Origin of the sequence: Ciceribacter lividus (assembly GCF_003337715.1) — a bacterium.
Taxonomy (GTDB): domain Bacteria; phylum Pseudomonadota; class Alphaproteobacteria; order Rhizobiales; family Rhizobiaceae; genus Allorhizobium; species Allorhizobium lividum.
Genome location: NZ_QPIX01000005.1, coordinates 285,738 through 299,882, shown reverse-complemented (window position 1 = coordinate 299,882; position 14,145 = coordinate 285,738). Strand labels below are relative to the sequence as shown.

The following is a 14,145-nucleotide window of genomic DNA, read 5'->3' as shown; positions in this document are numbered from 1 at the left end:
CGCTATGCTGCATCGCCAAAGAAACCGGGGTGGAAGGCGACAATGCCGGATGGCACCGGACCGTTCAAGGGCAAAGCGAGCAAATACTCGCGAGGAATACCGGGGGTCGAGAGATCATGCTCGGTGCTGAATCCGAAGCGCCGGTAGTAGGCCGGCTCCCCGACGAGGACGCAACCTCTCGCGCCGCCGTTGCCGAGGCGTCGAAGGCCCTCGCGCACGAGGCGGCTGCCGATCCCCTGCCCTTGCCGGTCCGGCCGGACGGAAATGGGGCCGAGCGCGAACCAGCGCGGCTCGCCGCCTGAAAAGGTGACCGGTGAGAAGGCGACGTGACCGACCACCTCGCCCTGCTGCTCGGCGACCAGCGAGAGCGTCAGGACGCCCGCCGCCCGCAGCCTTTCGATGATCTTCGGCTCGCTGCCGTCGCTGTGCGGATGCCCCTCGAACGCCGCGGCGGTGACGGCGCCGATGGCGGCTTCGTCACCTTGCCGCTCCGGGCGCAGCATCACTCGACGGTCACCGACTTCGCGAGGTTGCGCGGCTGGTCGACGTCGGTGCCCATGAACACTGCCGTGTGATAGGCGAGCAACTGGACCGGCAGGGCGAAGACCATCGGCGCGATGAGCTCGGCGACGTTCGGCAGTACGATCGTCGCCATCGTCGGCAACGTAGAGGCTGCGGCCCCCTTTTCGTCGGTGATGAAGATGATCCGGCCGCCGCGGGCGGCGACCTCCTGCATGTTGGACACCGTCTTCTCGAAGAAGCGGTCGTGCGGCGCAATCACGATGACCGGCATGTTCTCGTCGATGAGCGCGATCGGTCCGTGCTTCAGCTCGCCGGCGGCATAGCCCTCGGCGTGGATGTAGGAGATTTCCTTGAGCTTCAGCGCGCCTTCGAGCGCCATCGGATAGCTGGTGCCGCGGCCGAGATAGAGTACGTGGTGGAACTTCGACAGCTCGCGCGCCAGGCTTTCCATCTGCGGCTGAATGTCGTTGAGCACGCGGCTCATGATGCGCGGCAGTTCCGACAGGCTGCGCACCATCTGCTTTTCTTCCGCCTCGGTCAGCGTGCCGCGCATGCGGCCCGCGCCGATTGCGAGCGACGCCAGCACAGCGAGCTGGCAGGTGAAGGCCTTGGTGGAGGCGACGCCGATCTCGGGGCCGGCGAGGATCGGATAGATGCCGTCCGACTCGCGCGCGATCGTCGATTCCTTGACGTTGACGATGCCGCCGATCTTCAGGCCCTGCTCCTTGCAGTAGCGCAGCGAGGCGAGCGTGTCGGCGGTTTCACCGGACTGCGAGATGAAGAGTGCGGCCTGATCGTTCGACAACGGCATCTCGCGGTAGCGGAATTCCGAAGCGACGTCGATTTCGACCGGCAGCCGCGCATAGCGTTCGAACCAGTACTTACCGACGAGGCCCGAGAGATAAGCCGTTCCGCAGGCGGAAACGGCAAGGCGCGACACCTTGGCGAAATCGATCGCCATCTCATCGAGATGGACCTTCTGACTGTGGAAATCGATGTAGTTCGACAGCGCATGAGAGATCACTTCCGGCTGTTCGTGGATTTCCTTCTCCATGAAGTGGCGGTGATTGCCCTTGTCGACGAGGAAGGCGCTCGCCTGGGAAATCTGGTGCGGGCGCTCGACGGGCTTGCCGGAAAAGTCGGTGATCTCCGCGCCGTCGTGGTGGATGACCGCGCAATCGCCGTCGACCATGTAGACGATGTCGTTGGTGAATGGCGCCAGCGCAATCGCGTCGGAGCCCAAGAACATCTCACCCTTGCCGAAGCCGATCGCGAGCGGCGGTCCCGACCGCGCGGCCATGATGGTGTCCGGATCGTTCTCGAACATCACGACCAGTGCATAGGCGCCGGTGACGTGGTTCAGCATGGCGAGCATGGCCGCACGGTTGTCGTAGCCCTGGCGACGGTATTTTGCGATCAGCTGGGCGACGATCTCGGTATCGGTCTGAGTGGTGAAATGCGCGCCTTCGCGGGCGAGCTCCTCGCGCAGTTCGGCGAAGTTCTCGATGATGCCGTTGTGGACGACCGCGACGCCTTCGACGAAGTGCGGGTGCGCATTGGTTTCGTTCGGAACGCCGTGGGTCGCCCAGCGCGTGTGGGCGATGCCGATATTGCCGCCGAGGGGCTCGTCCGCAAGCCGCCTCTCCAGATTGAAGAGCTTCCCTTCGGCGCGGCGGCGATCCATCACGCCATTGTCGATCGTCGCGACGCCGGCCGAATCGTAGCCGCGGTATTCCAGCCGCTTCAGGGCGTCGACGAGGCGGTCCGCGACCGGCTTGTTACCGACAATTCCGACAATGCCACACATAAGATTCTCCGTCTGGTTTCATCAGCGAAGCCAGTCCTATCCAGTTTCCAGTTTTGCGCAATCGGCGTTCCGGTCACTTTCGGTTTCGCCGCGTTACGCAAGCTATCGCGATCAGCCCTTCGCCTTTCTCGCCGCCTTGATGGCGAGGTTGTGCTCGCGGATCTGCTTTGCCCTCTCCGGCTTGACGACCTGCCGGGCGCGTCCGAGTGCCAGCGCGTCGGCGGGCACATCTTCGGTGATCACACTGCCGGAACCGACATAGGCACCGTCACCGACGGAAACCGGCGCGACGAGCGCGGTGTTCGACCCGATGAAGGCACCGGCCCCGATATGGGTCTCGAACTTGTTCACGCCGTCGTAGTTGCAGGTGATGGTGCCGGCGCCGATATTGCTTCCCGCGCCGACGAAGGCATCGCCGATATAGGTCAGATGGTTGACCTTGGCGCCCGCGCCGATCTCCGCCTTCTTCACCTCGCAGAAATTGCCGACTTTCGCCCCCTCCGCGAGATGAGCACCCGGCCGCAGCCGCGCGAACGGGCCTACGGTCGCCCCCGAGGCGACATGAGCCCCCTCGAGATGGCTGAAAGCGTGGATGATGGCGCCGCCCTCTACGGTGACGCCGGGACCGAAGACGACGTTCGGTTCGATCACCGCGTCCTGGCCAATCTTGGTGTCGTAGGAAAGGAAGACTGTTTCCGGCGCGATCATGGTGACGCCCGAGAGCATGATCTCGTGGCGCCGGCGCTGCTGCCAGAGCCGCTCGAGATGGGCGAGCTCGGCGCGGTTGTTGCAGCCGGAGAGCTCCTCTTCCGAGGCATCGACGGCTACCGCCCTGCCCCCGAGCGACCGGGCAATCTCGACAACGTCCGTCAGGTAGAATTCCCGTTTGGCGTTGTCGTTGCCTATGCGCTCCAGCAACGCCAGCGCCTTGCGCCCGTCGATCGCCATCAGGCCGCTGTTGCACCAGGTAACCGCGCGCTCGGCGTCGCTCGCGTCCTTTTCCTCGCGAATCGCCACCAGTTCGCCGTCCTTGACGAGAAGGCGCCCGTAGCCGGTCGGTTGCCCGGTATGAAACCCGATGACGGCGACGTCGTGGCCTTCGGCGACGGCGGCGCGGGCGGCGGCGAAGGGCCCGTCCGTGATCAGCGGCACGTCGCCATAGGCGACCAGGATGTCGTCATAGCCGCGCGCAATCGCCTCGCGCGCTGCGAGCACCGCATGCGCCGTTCCGAGCCGCTCCTTCTGCAGGAACGACGAGACCCGAAGGCCGTCGACTGCGGCCGCCTTCTCGACAGCGTCGGCATCCCGTCCGACCACCAGAGCGACATCGCTGATCCCGGCCCTTGCGACCGCAGCCGTGACATGCGCGATCATCGCCCGCCCGGCGACCGGGTGAAGCACCTTCGACACCGACGATTTCATGCGGGTGCTGTCGCCTGCGGCGAGGATGACGGCGAGACAGCTGCGTGCCATGTGATTTTCTCCAGAAACGCACTCGTTTGCGCAATCCCTAGACCTACTCCGGGGTGGTCGCAAGACCATCTGGATCGAAAGCCTCTCAGGGTCGGTCGGCAGCCTCTTCGGAGAAGGTCGCGCGGGCGCGATCGCGGCCGATCCGGATCACCTTCTCCATCGTCTGGCGGGCGGCCGTGCAGTCACGGGCGGCAATCGCGTCGACGATCGCCATGTGCGAGGCACGCACTTCCGCGGCCCGCTGGCCGTCGGGGGAGCCGGACGACATGCGGAAGACGCCAAAAAGCGCCGCCTCGATCAGGCTCCCCAACGTCCGCATGAAAGGATTGTGGGACGCCGTTGCCAGCGCAAGGTGGAAGCGCAGGTCTGCGAAAGCAAGACTTTCGGTCGTGTGATCCGGATTGCCGAGGGCTTCAGCCAGTTGACGCAGGAGTGTGATCTGGTCGGAACTCGCCCGCTCTGCCGCGAGCGCTGCGGCGGCCGGTTCGAACGCCTCGCGGATATCGTAGAGATTGAGAAGGAATTCCTCGCTGACGCCGGCCTCGAAATGCCACCTCAGGATGTCGCCGTCGAACATGTTCCAGAACTGGCGATCGGTGACTCTCGTTCCGATTCGCGCCTTGGGAACCACGAGCCCCTTGGCGGCGAGCGTCTTCATGGCCTCGCGCAGCACCGTCCGGGAGACGTGGAAGCGCTTCGCCAGCTCGGGATCGCCGGGAAGGACGCTACCGACCGGAAAACCGCCAGACACGATGGCCTTGCCGATTTCCTCGACAACTTGCCGGTGGCTCGTATGCTTTCGGCGGACGAGCCCCATGGGATCAGGCATTTCACTCGGCAAGCGACATTCTCCTCGTTCGGGCTAGCTGCTGTCCTTTCGCGACAGGCCAAGAATTCCCTTTTGCAACAGGATAAACGCAAACAACAGAAAGCCTATTAGGATTTTAGTCCACCAACTCGAAAGTGTACCGTCGAAGGTGATGTAGGTCTGGATCAGTCCCTGGATCAGGATGCCGACGAAGGTCCCGGCGACGAAGCCTGTGCCACCGGTCAGCAGCGTGCCGCCGATGACCACGGCCGCGATCGCGTCGAGCTCGACGCCGACTGCCGAGAGCGGATAGCCGGCCGAGGTATAGAGCGAGAAGACGATCCCCGATGCGCCGGCGAGCAGGCCCGAGAAGGCATAGGTGAGGATCGTGGTGCGCCCGACGGGCACCCCCATCAGACGGGCCGTCTGCACGCCGCCCCCGAGCGCATACACGTTCGCTCCGAACCGCGTGCGGTGGGCGATGAAGATGCCGATCGCGAAGACGAGCAGCATTGCACCGCCGATCAGTGTCAGGCGTCCGCCTCCCGGCAACTTGTAGAAGCTCTTGCGCACAAGGGCGTAGAATTCGTGGTCGACCGGCACGCTGTCGATTGAGAGCAGGAAAGCCATGCCGCGGGCGAGGAACATGCCGGCGAGCGTGACGATGAAAGCCGGCATTTCGAGATAGTGGATGACTGCCCCCATCAGCGCGCCGAACAGCGTAGTGATGACGAGCAGCAGGGCGAAGGCGGCCAGCGGATGCACGCCGGTGTCTCTGAGGAGGACAGCCAGGAACACGCCGGCAAAGCCGATCACCGCGCCGACGGAAAGATCTATGCCGCCGGCGAGGATCACGAAGGTCATGCCGACGGCGGCGATGCCGAGAAAGGCGTTGTCGGTGATCAGGTTGCTCACGACGCGCAGGGACAGCATGGCCGGGAACTGCAGGGCGCAGACGGCATAGGCGACGACGAAGATCACGACGGTCGCGAGGACGGGCAGATATCTCGAGTTCATGTCCGACTACTCCCCGGCGCGCGTCGTTCGTCCGAGCCAGACGGCGGCGAAGGACTGCACGGCCGGCGACTGCACCACCAGAATGATGACGATGATCGCAGCCTTGATGATGAGGTTGAATTCCGGCGGGAAGCCCGAGAGCAGGATGCCGGTGTTGATCGCCTGGATGATCATCGCCCCGAGGATCGAGCCGGCGATGGAAAAACGCCCGCCGAGCAGCGAGTTGCCACCGACGACGACCGCCAGGATGGCGTCGAGTTCGAGCCATAGCCCGGCATTGTTCGCGTCCGCGCCGCGGATGTCCGCCGCGACGATGATGCCGGCGATCGCGGCCGCAAGGCTGCACAGCATGTAGACCACGACGAGCAGCACGGGTGTGCGCACGCCGGCGATCGTGCTGGCACGGCGGTTGATGCCGACCGCCTCGACCAGCATGCCGAGGGCGCTCCGCCGCACCAGCGCCGCGATCGCGAGCGCAAAGGCCACCCAGATCACCACCGGAACCGGCACGAGGAAGAGCGCCCCGCTACCGATGAAGGCGAAGGACTGGTCGGTGAACGTCAGGATCGTCCCCTCGGTGATGAGCTGCGCGATGCCGCGACCCGCGACCATCAGCACCAGTGTCGCGATGATCGGCTGGATGTCGAGAACGGCGACGAGCAGACCGTTCCAGACGCCGCAGAGAAGGCCGACGGCGATGGCGAGCGCAAGCGCGACGACGAGCGGTTGTCCGTCGGCGACGGCGGTCGCCGCCACGGCACCGCTGATCGCGATCACCGCGCCCACCGAAAGGTCGATGCCCTTCGTGGCGATCACCAGCGTCATGCCGACGGCGAGCAGCGCGACCGGCGCACCCCGGTTGAGGACGTCGATCAGGCTGCCGTAGAGGCGACCGTTCTGGACACCGATATCGAAGAAGCTCGGAAAGGCGATGAAATTCAGCGCCAGGATCACAAGAAGCGCGATCAGCTGCGGCGCAAGCCTGATTCCGAGCGAGCGGAGTGCCGCATTCATGCTTCCATTCCTTCCGTATGCTGCGCGGCGATGGCATCGACGATCGAGGCCGTCGTCATCTCCTCGCCCACGAGCTCCGCCACATGCCGACGGTCGCGCACCACGATGATGCGCGAACTGTAGGCGAGCAGCTCCTCGAGCTCCGAGGAGATCACGAGGAGCGACATCCCCTGGTCGCAGAGTTCCTCGATCAGCCGGATGATCTCGGCATGGGCACCGACATCGATGCCGCGCGTCGGCTCGTCGAGGATGAGGAAGCGCGGATTGGTGGCGAGCCAGCGGGCGAGGATCACCTTCTGCTGGTTGCCGCCCGAGAGCTGGCGGATCGGCTTTTCACGATCGGTGGTGCGCACGTCGAGTGCGGCGATGTAGCGGTCGGCGAGCTCGATCTGTTCGGCAAGCCGGATCGGACGCCACCAGCCACGGCGCGCCTGCAGCGCCAGCGCGATGTTCTCACGAATGGAGAGATCGCCGATGATGCCGTCGGTCTTGCGGTCTTCCGGACAGAAACCGAGGCCGTGGGCGACGGCGTCACGCGGGTTGCCGATGCTGGCCGGCCTGCCGTCGATCTCTGCCGACCCACTGTCGGCGGGCGCGATCCCGAAGAGCGTGGTCGCCGTCTCCGTGCGGCCGGAACCCAGGAGCCCGGCCATACCGACCACCTCGCCCTGCCGGAGCGAAAGGTCGAAGGGCTGGATGTGCCCTCGCTTGCCGTAGCCGGAAAACTTGAAACATACGGGCCGGTCTTCGGCCGACTTGCGGTGGGGCGACGCCTCGACGGCCTCCAGATCGCGGCCGAGCATCATCGAGATCAGCGAGTGCCGATCGAGCGTCGCTGTTTCCCGGCTACCGACGAGACAGCCGTTGCGCAGAACGGTCACACGGTCGGCAACCTCGTAGACCTGGCCGAGGAAATGGGTGATGAAGATGATCCCGAGGCCCCGTGCCTTCAGATCCCGCATGATCGAGAAGAGCATCTCGACTTCGCGGGTGTCGAGGCTCGCCGTCGGCTCGTCGAGGATCAGCACCTTGCCGGAGAGGTCGACCGCACGCGCGATCGCCACCACCTGCTGGATTGCCACCGGGTAGCGGGAAAGCTCCGCGCGCACGTCGATATCGATGCCGTAGGTGGAAAGGAGGCTTTCCGCCGCCGCATTCATCCGCTTCGGATCGACGATGCCGAAACGGCGCGGCTGGCGGCCGAGAAAGAGGTTTTCGGCGACCGACAGGTTACCAAGCAGGTTCACTTCCTGGTAGACGGTGCCGATGCCGAGCTTCTGGGCGGCATGCGTGTCGCGTGGATCGATCTCCGCGCCGTCGAGCACGATACGGCCGGCATCACGCCGGTAGGCGCCGGTCAGGCATTTGACGAGCGTGGACTTTCCCGCGCCGTTCTCACCGAGGAGCGCGTGGATTTCCCCTCGCCTCAGCCCGAAATCGACGTGGTCAAGCGCAATCGCTCCCGGAAAATACTTGCACAGCCCTGAGGCCGCGAGAATCATGGATTGGTCGTCGGTCATCCCAGCTCCCGTCCAAGGAAAACATCGCCGCTTGCTGCCGCCGGTGTTGCGACAGCAAGCAGGGTTGCAGGTGCCCGACCCGGCAAGGGAGACCGGACCGAGGCACCCGGACGGGCAGATCAGTAGCCGAGGCCCTTCTTCTCCTCGTAGACCTTCTGCGGATCGTCGGCCTGGGTGTAGAGCTTCGATTCCGTCTGGATCCACTTCGGCGGCATGGTGCCGTCCTTCTTGAAGGCTTCCAGCGCATCGAAGGCCGGGCCTGCCATGTTCGGCGTCAGCTCGACGGTGGCGTTGGCTTCACCGGCAGCCATGGCGAGGAAGATGTCCGGCACCGCGTCGATCGAGACGACCAGGATGTCGGTCCCCGGCTTCAGGCCGGCTTCCTTGATCGCCTGGATGGCGCCGACCGCCATGTCGTCGTTATGGGCATAGAGGGCGCAGATGTTCTTGCCGCCGTCTTCTGCCTTCAGGAAGCTTTCCATGACTTCCTTGCCCTTGGTGCGGGTGAAGTCGCCGGTCTGGCTGCGGACGATCTTGAGATTGTCGTGACCGGCGATTGCTTCCTCGAAGCCCTTCTTGCGGTCGATTGCCGGCGAGGAACCGGTGGTGCCCTGAAGTTCGACGATGTTGCAGGACTTGTCACCTGCGGTCTTGACCAGCCATTCACCTGCAACCTTGCCCTCGTGCACGAGGTCCGAGGTAACAGCCGTCATATAGAGATCCTTGCTCGCATCGACCGTGCGGTCGAGGAGGATGACCGGGATCTCGGCGTCCTTGGCTTCTTCCAGAACTTCGTCCCAGCCGGTCGCGACGACCGGGGCGACGAGGATCGCATCCACGCCCTGCGCGATAAACGAGCGCAGCGCCTTGATCTGGTTTTCCTGTTTCTGCTGCGCATCGGCGAACTTCAGGTCGACGCCGCGCTTCTCAGCCTGCTGCTTGGTCAGGGTGGTTTCGGCCGCGCGCCAGCCCGACTCCGAGCCGATCTGCGAAAACCCGACGACCATGCCGTCCGCCATCGCGGAACCGAACATGCAGCCAGCAAGAACCGTCGCGCTCGCAAGCGCCTTCAACAACTTCATGATTTCCTCCCGTTTGAGTCTTCTCCCAAGACGAGTGTTTATAAATCATATAGTATGACTTTTGTAAACGGGCTTGTGTGGCCATGACCGGACAATTGGCCAAAAAAGAGAGGGCGCCATCCGGCGCCCTCCACAGAACAGTCGAAGCTGGAGCAGACGCTTATTGCGGCAGCTTGTCGTCCACACCCTGGATGTAGAAGTTCATCCCGAGCAGCGTGCCGTCGTCGGCCTTTTCGCCTTCCTTCAGCCAGGCCGATCCGTCCTGCTTGTTGATCGGACCGGTGAACGGATGCAACTCGCCCGACTTGATCTTGGCTTCGGTCTCTTCGGCCATCTTCTTCACGTCGTCGGGCATATTGGTGTACGGCGCCATGGTCAGGATGCCGTCCTTCAGACCGTCCCAGATCTGCTCGGACTTCCAGCTTCCGTCGAGCAGCACCTTGGTGCGCTTGACGTAGTAGGCGCCCCAGGTGTCGGTAATGGCCGTCAGCTGCGTGTTCGGACCGGCGGCGATCATGTCGGAGGCCTGACCGAAGGCCTTGATGCCGCGCTCGGCGGCGACCTGCATCGGAGCGGTCGTGTCGGTGTGCTGGGTCAGGATGTCGACGCCCTGGTCGATGAGCGCCTTGGCGGCGTCGGCTTCCTTGCCGGGGTCGAACCAGGTGTTCGCCCAGATGACCTTGACCTTGAAGTCCGGATTGACCGACTGTGCGCCGTGGACGAAGGAGTTGATGCCCATGACCACTTCCGGGATCGGGAAGGAGGCGATGTAGCCGGCGACGCCCTTCTCAGACATCTTGGCGGCGATCTGCCCCTGGATGTAGCGACCTTCATAGAAGCGCGAGTTGTAGGTCGCGACGTTCGGGGCCGTCTTGTAGCCGGTGGCGTGTTCGAACTTCACGTCCGGGAACTTTTCCGCGACCTTGAGCGTGGCGTCCATGAAGCCGAAGGACGTCGTGAAGATCATTGCGCAGCCGGAGCGGGCCATGCGCTCGATCGCGCGCTCGGCGTCCGGGCCTTCCGGGACGTTTTCGAGGAAGGCGGTCTCGATCTTGTCGCCGAGCTCCTTTTCGAGCTGCTGGCGGCCGCGGTCATGGGCCTGGGTCCAGCCGCCGTCGGTCTTCGAACCGACATAGACGAAGCAGATCTTCTTCTTGTCCTCGGCCTGGGCGCCGCTGGCAATCGAGAAAACCATCGCCGCGGTCGCGGCGAGTGCGAATGCTAGTTTTTTCATGGTGACCCCTTTTGTGTTGGAAGGTTTTTCGGAACGCTGCCTGCTGCCGTCACCTGTCCGGTACGAAGGCCTTGCCGAGGCAGGCCGGCGTGTTGATCAGTGTCGTGCGGCGATTATGGGAAATGATGACGAGGACGACAATAGTCGCGGCATAGGGCAGGGCCGAGAGGAACTGGGACGGAATGCCGACACCCATCGCCTGTGCGTGCAGCTGCCCGATGGAGACCGCACCGAAGAGATAGCCGCCGGCAAGCACGCGCCAGGGCCTCCAGGATGCGAAGACGACGAGCGCGAGCGCGATCCAGCCGCGTCCGGCCGTCATGTTCTCTACCCATTGCGGCGTGTAGATGAGCGAGAGCTGGGCGCCAGCAAGCCCGGCACAGGCGCCGCCGAAGAGCACGGCGAGGTAGCGTGTCCGGATAACGTGGATTCCGAGCGCGTGCGCCGAAGCGTGGTTGTCGCCGATTGCCCTGAGTTTCAACCCCGTGCGGCTCCTGAACAGGAACCAGTTGACCCCGATCACCAGCGCGACCGACAGGTAGAAGATGATGTCCTGCCGGAAGAGCACCGGCCCGATGAAGGGAATGTCGGAAAGCAGCGGAATGGCTATCGGCTGAAGCTTGATGCCGGGCGCGCCGACATAGCTTTCTCCGAGCATGCCGGAGGCGCCGAGTCCGAGCAGCGTCAGCGCAAGGCCGGTGGCGACCTGGTTGGCGACGAGCGTCAGCGTGAGGAAGCCGAAGAGCAGCGAGAACAGCGCCCCGCAGACAATTCCGGCGACGAGCCCGATGTAGGGCGAACCGGTGATCTGGGTGACCGCGAAAGCGCCGACCGCGCCCATGACCATCATGCCTTCGACGCCGAGGTTCAGGACGCCGGCGCGTTCGGTCACGAGTTCGCCGAGTGCCGCGACGACGAGCGGGGTGGCTGCGGTGATGACGGTGAGAAGGATCGCCTCGAACATCAGTTGCGTCCTCCCTCGATCGCGGTCCTGACCCGGTCGACGACGATGCGGATCCTGTAGTGGATCAGCGTGTCGCAGGAGAGGACGAAGAAAAGGAGGAGCCCCTGGAACACGCGGGTGACCTTGTCCGAGACGCCGATCGAAAGCTGCGCGGCTTCGCCGCCGAGATAGGTGAGCGCGAGCACCAGCCCGGACGCAACGATGCCGAGCGGATTGAGGCGGCCGAGGAAGGCGACGATGATCGCCGTGAAACCGTAGCCGGGCGAGATGATCGGCTGAAGGTGGCCGATCGAGCCCGAAACCTCGGTGATGCCAGCAAAGCCTGCGAAGGCGCCCGAAAGCAGCATCGAGAACCAGATCATCTTGCGGGAGGAAAAGCCTGCGAAGCGCCCTGCCCTTGCCGACTCTCCGAGCACCGTTATCTCGAAGCCCTTGAGCGTGAAACGCATCATGAACCAGACGAGCACCGCCGCGACCAGCGCGAAGACGATCGACCAGTGCGCGCGTCCGGACGACTCGACGACGGCCGGCAGGACTGCCTCGGTCGCGAAAGTCCGCGTTTCGGGAAAGTTCATGCCTTCCGGATTGCGCCAGGGGCCGCGCACCAGCCAGTCGAGAAAGAGCTGGGCGATGTAGACGAGCATCAGGCTCGTCAGGATCTCGTTGGTGTTGAAATGGGCCTTCAAGAGCGCCGGGATGCCGGCATAGAGCGCGCCGCCGATCGCGCCCATAACCAGCATCAGCGGCAAGACCAGCGGCGAGTGCCATTCGAAGAAGACCACGGGCAGGATCGACCCGGCGATCGCGCCCATGATGAACTGGCCTTCCGCGCCGATGTTCCAGTTGTTCGATCGGTAGCAGACCGAAAGCCCGACGCCGATCAGGATCAGCGGGCCGGCCTTGATCGCCAGTTCGTGCAGCGACCAGACCTCAAGCAGCGGCTCGATGAAGAAGGAGTAGATCGCATCGACCGGGTCCTTGCCGAGCAGCCAGAACATAATGCCGCCGAAGACGACGGTCAGGACCATGGCGAGAAGTGGCGACAGGACGGAGAAGAGCGGCGAGCCGCCGGGGCGTTTTTCGAGTTCAATGCGCATGGGCGGGCTCTGGCTCGGCTTTGCTTTCGTGCAATCCGCCCATGAGAAGGCCGATCTTCTCGCGGGTCATGACGGCGGCGGGCTCTGCCGGGGACAGGCGCCCTTCCGAGATCACCGCGATGTCTGTCGCGATCTCGAAGATCTCGTCGAGGTCCTGGCTGATGACGACCACCGCCGAACCGTTGCGGGCGAGATCGATCAGCGACTGGCGGATGCGGCTCGCGGCGCCGGCATCGACGCCCCAGGTGGGCTGGTTCACGACCAGGACCGCGGGCTGGCGGTCGAGTTCGCGCCCGACGATGAATTTTTGCAGATTACCGCCCGAAAGCGAGCCGGCGAGCGGATCGTCGCCGCTCTTGCGCACATCCATCGCCTCGGCGATCCGCTTGGCCGCAGCCCGGACGACCGAGTGCCGGACGAGGCCGAAGATGCCGCCGGCCAGGAATGCCTTGCGGTCCGAGCGATGGCGGGCAAGCACCAGATTGTCGGAAAGCGGCAGCGCACCGATCGCGGCGTGGCCCTGCCGCTCTTCCGGAACGAAACCGGCGCCGAGAAGCCGCCGCTCGTTGATGCCGAGGCGGCCGACCGCCTGGCCGCGGATTCGGATCGCGTCGCGATCGGCGACCGGATACTCACCGGACAGGGCGTCGAAGAGCTCGCTCTGGCCGTTGCCGGCGACGCCGGCGACAGCCAGCACCTGCCCTGCCCTCACCGTCAACGCAATGTCCTTCAGCGCGACGGCGAAGGGCGTGCGGGCCGGCGCGGAAAGCGCTCGCACCTCGAGCTGTACCGCGCCTGCGTCCGCCGTGCCGGTGTTGCGCACGACCGCCACGTCGCTGCCGACCATCATGCGGGCGAGCGAAGCCGGCGTCTCCTTGCGGGGGTCGCATTCACCGGTGACCCGGCCGTGGCGCAGCACCGTGGCGCGATCGCAGATGCGCTGCACTTCCTCGAGCCGGTGGCTGATGTAAAGAACCGAACGGCCCTCGGCCCTCAGCTTATCGAGCGTCTCGAAGAGCCGGTCCGCTTCCTGCGGGGTCAGCACCGACGTCGGCTCGTCGAGGATGATGAGTTTCGGGTTCTGCAACAGCGCACGGACGATCTCGATGCGCTGGCGTTCACCGACGGAAAGGTCGGCGACATGGGCGCCGGGATCGAGCGGCAGGCCGTAGAGACGGGAAAGCTCCTCCGCCCTCTTTGCGACGGCGGCGAGCGGGGTTCCGTCATCGAGCGAAAGCGCGATGTTTTCGGCGACGGTCAGCGCCTCGAAGAGCGAAAAGTGCTGGAAGACCATTCCGATGCCGAGCTTGCGCGCGGCCGCGGGCGAAGCAATCGAAACGACGCTTCCCTGCCAGGCGATCTCGCCGGCGCTCGGAGCGAGCACGCCGAACAGCATCTTTACCAGCGTCGACTTGCCGGCGCCGTTTTCTCCGAGGAGGGCGTGGATCTCTCCCGGCCTGATGTCGAAATCAATACCCTGGCAGGCCGCAAAGCTGCCGAACAGCTTCGTCAAGCCGCGGACCGCCAGAAGGCTGCCGGTTCGCGATGCCTCGATGTCCGTCACGCGATCCCCTCTTTTCATCCTTGCAGCCCCTTGTCCGCGTGCG

At 64.6% G+C, this 14,145-nt stretch carries 12 protein-coding genes; all 12 read right to left on the bottom strand.

Annotated features, from left to right (window positions below; genetic code table 11):
* Positions 1-2: 2 nt before the first annotated feature.
* The 12 genes from DFR48_RS11415 to DFR48_RS11360 all read right to left on the bottom strand — a co-directional run bounded on the left by DFR48_RS11415 (position 3) and on the right by DFR48_RS11360 (position 14,120).
* Positions 3-506, bottom strand: coding sequence for a GNAT family N-acetyltransferase (locus DFR48_RS11415; protein WP_114363261.1), 504 nt, complete (start codon positions 504-506; stop codon positions 3-5).
* Complete coding sequence (glmS, locus tag DFR48_RS11410) at positions 503-2,329, bottom strand: glutamine--fructose-6-phosphate transaminase (isomerizing) (RefSeq protein WP_114363260.1); 1,827 nt, start codon at positions 2,327-2,329, stop codon at positions 503-505. The genes DFR48_RS11415 and glmS overlap by 4 nt, the downstream gene beginning before the upstream one ends.
* Before the next feature lie 111 nt (positions 2,330-2,440).
* The gene (glmU, locus tag DFR48_RS11405; RefSeq protein WP_114363259.1) at positions 2,441-3,802 is read right to left on the bottom strand and encodes a bifunctional UDP-N-acetylglucosamine diphosphorylase/glucosamine-1-phosphate N-acetyltransferase GlmU; all 1,362 of its coding nucleotides are present in this window, start codon (positions 3,800-3,802) and stop codon (positions 2,441-2,443) included.
* 85 nt (positions 3,803-3,887) lie between these two features.
* Positions 3,888-4,631, bottom strand: a complete 744-nt coding sequence (locus DFR48_RS11400; protein WP_114363258.1) for a FadR/GntR family transcriptional regulator — start codon at positions 4,629-4,631, stop codon at positions 3,888-3,890.
* A 33-nt stretch (positions 4,632-4,664) separates the two neighbouring features.
* Positions 4,665-5,627, bottom strand: coding sequence for a galactofuranose ABC transporter, permease protein YjfF (gene yjfF, locus DFR48_RS11395; RefSeq protein ID WP_114363257.1), 963 nt, complete (start codon positions 5,625-5,627; stop codon positions 4,665-4,667).
* Positions 5,628-5,633: 6 nt separating this feature from the next.
* Positions 5,634-6,641: an ABC transporter permease gene (locus DFR48_RS11390; RefSeq protein ID WP_114363256.1), complete on the bottom strand. Its 1,008-nt coding sequence runs from the start codon at positions 6,639-6,641 to the stop codon at positions 5,634-5,636.
* Positions 6,638-8,161 carry a galactofuranose ABC transporter, ATP-binding protein YtfR gene (gene ytfR / locus DFR48_RS11385; RefSeq protein WP_114363255.1) on the bottom strand — a complete coding sequence of 508 codons (1,524 nt, stop codon included), beginning with the start codon at positions 8,159-8,161 and terminating at the stop codon, positions 6,638-6,640. Before ytfR ends, DFR48_RS11390 begins: the two co-directional genes overlap by 4 nt.
* A 119-nt stretch (positions 8,162-8,280) precedes the next feature.
* Complete coding sequence (gene ytfQ / locus DFR48_RS11380) at positions 8,281-9,243, bottom strand: galactofuranose ABC transporter, galactofuranose-binding protein YtfQ (RefSeq protein ID WP_114363254.1); 963 nt, start codon at positions 9,241-9,243, stop codon at positions 8,281-8,283.
* A gap of 160 nt (positions 9,244-9,403) precedes the next feature.
* Positions 9,404-10,477, bottom strand: a complete 1,074-nt coding sequence (locus DFR48_RS11375) for a BMP family ABC transporter substrate-binding protein (RefSeq protein ID WP_114363253.1) — start codon at positions 10,475-10,477, stop codon at positions 9,404-9,406.
* A 49-nt stretch (positions 10,478-10,526) separates the two neighbouring features.
* A complete protein-coding gene (locus DFR48_RS11370; RefSeq protein WP_114363252.1) occupies positions 10,527-11,441 on the bottom strand; it encodes an ABC transporter permease in 915 nt (304 codons plus the stop codon).
* Positions 11,441-12,538 (bottom strand): ABC transporter permease, encoded by a 1,098-nt coding sequence (locus tag DFR48_RS11365; protein WP_114363251.1) that lies wholly within the window; start codon positions 12,536-12,538, stop codon positions 11,441-11,443. Before DFR48_RS11365 ends, DFR48_RS11370 begins: the two co-directional genes overlap by 1 nt.
* Positions 12,528-14,120 (bottom strand): ABC transporter ATP-binding protein, encoded by a 1,593-nt coding sequence (locus tag DFR48_RS11360; protein WP_114363250.1) that lies wholly within the window; start codon positions 14,118-14,120, stop codon positions 12,528-12,530. The genes DFR48_RS11365 and DFR48_RS11360 overlap by 11 nt, the downstream gene beginning before the upstream one ends.
* Between the last annotated feature and the right edge of the window lie 25 nt (positions 14,121-14,145).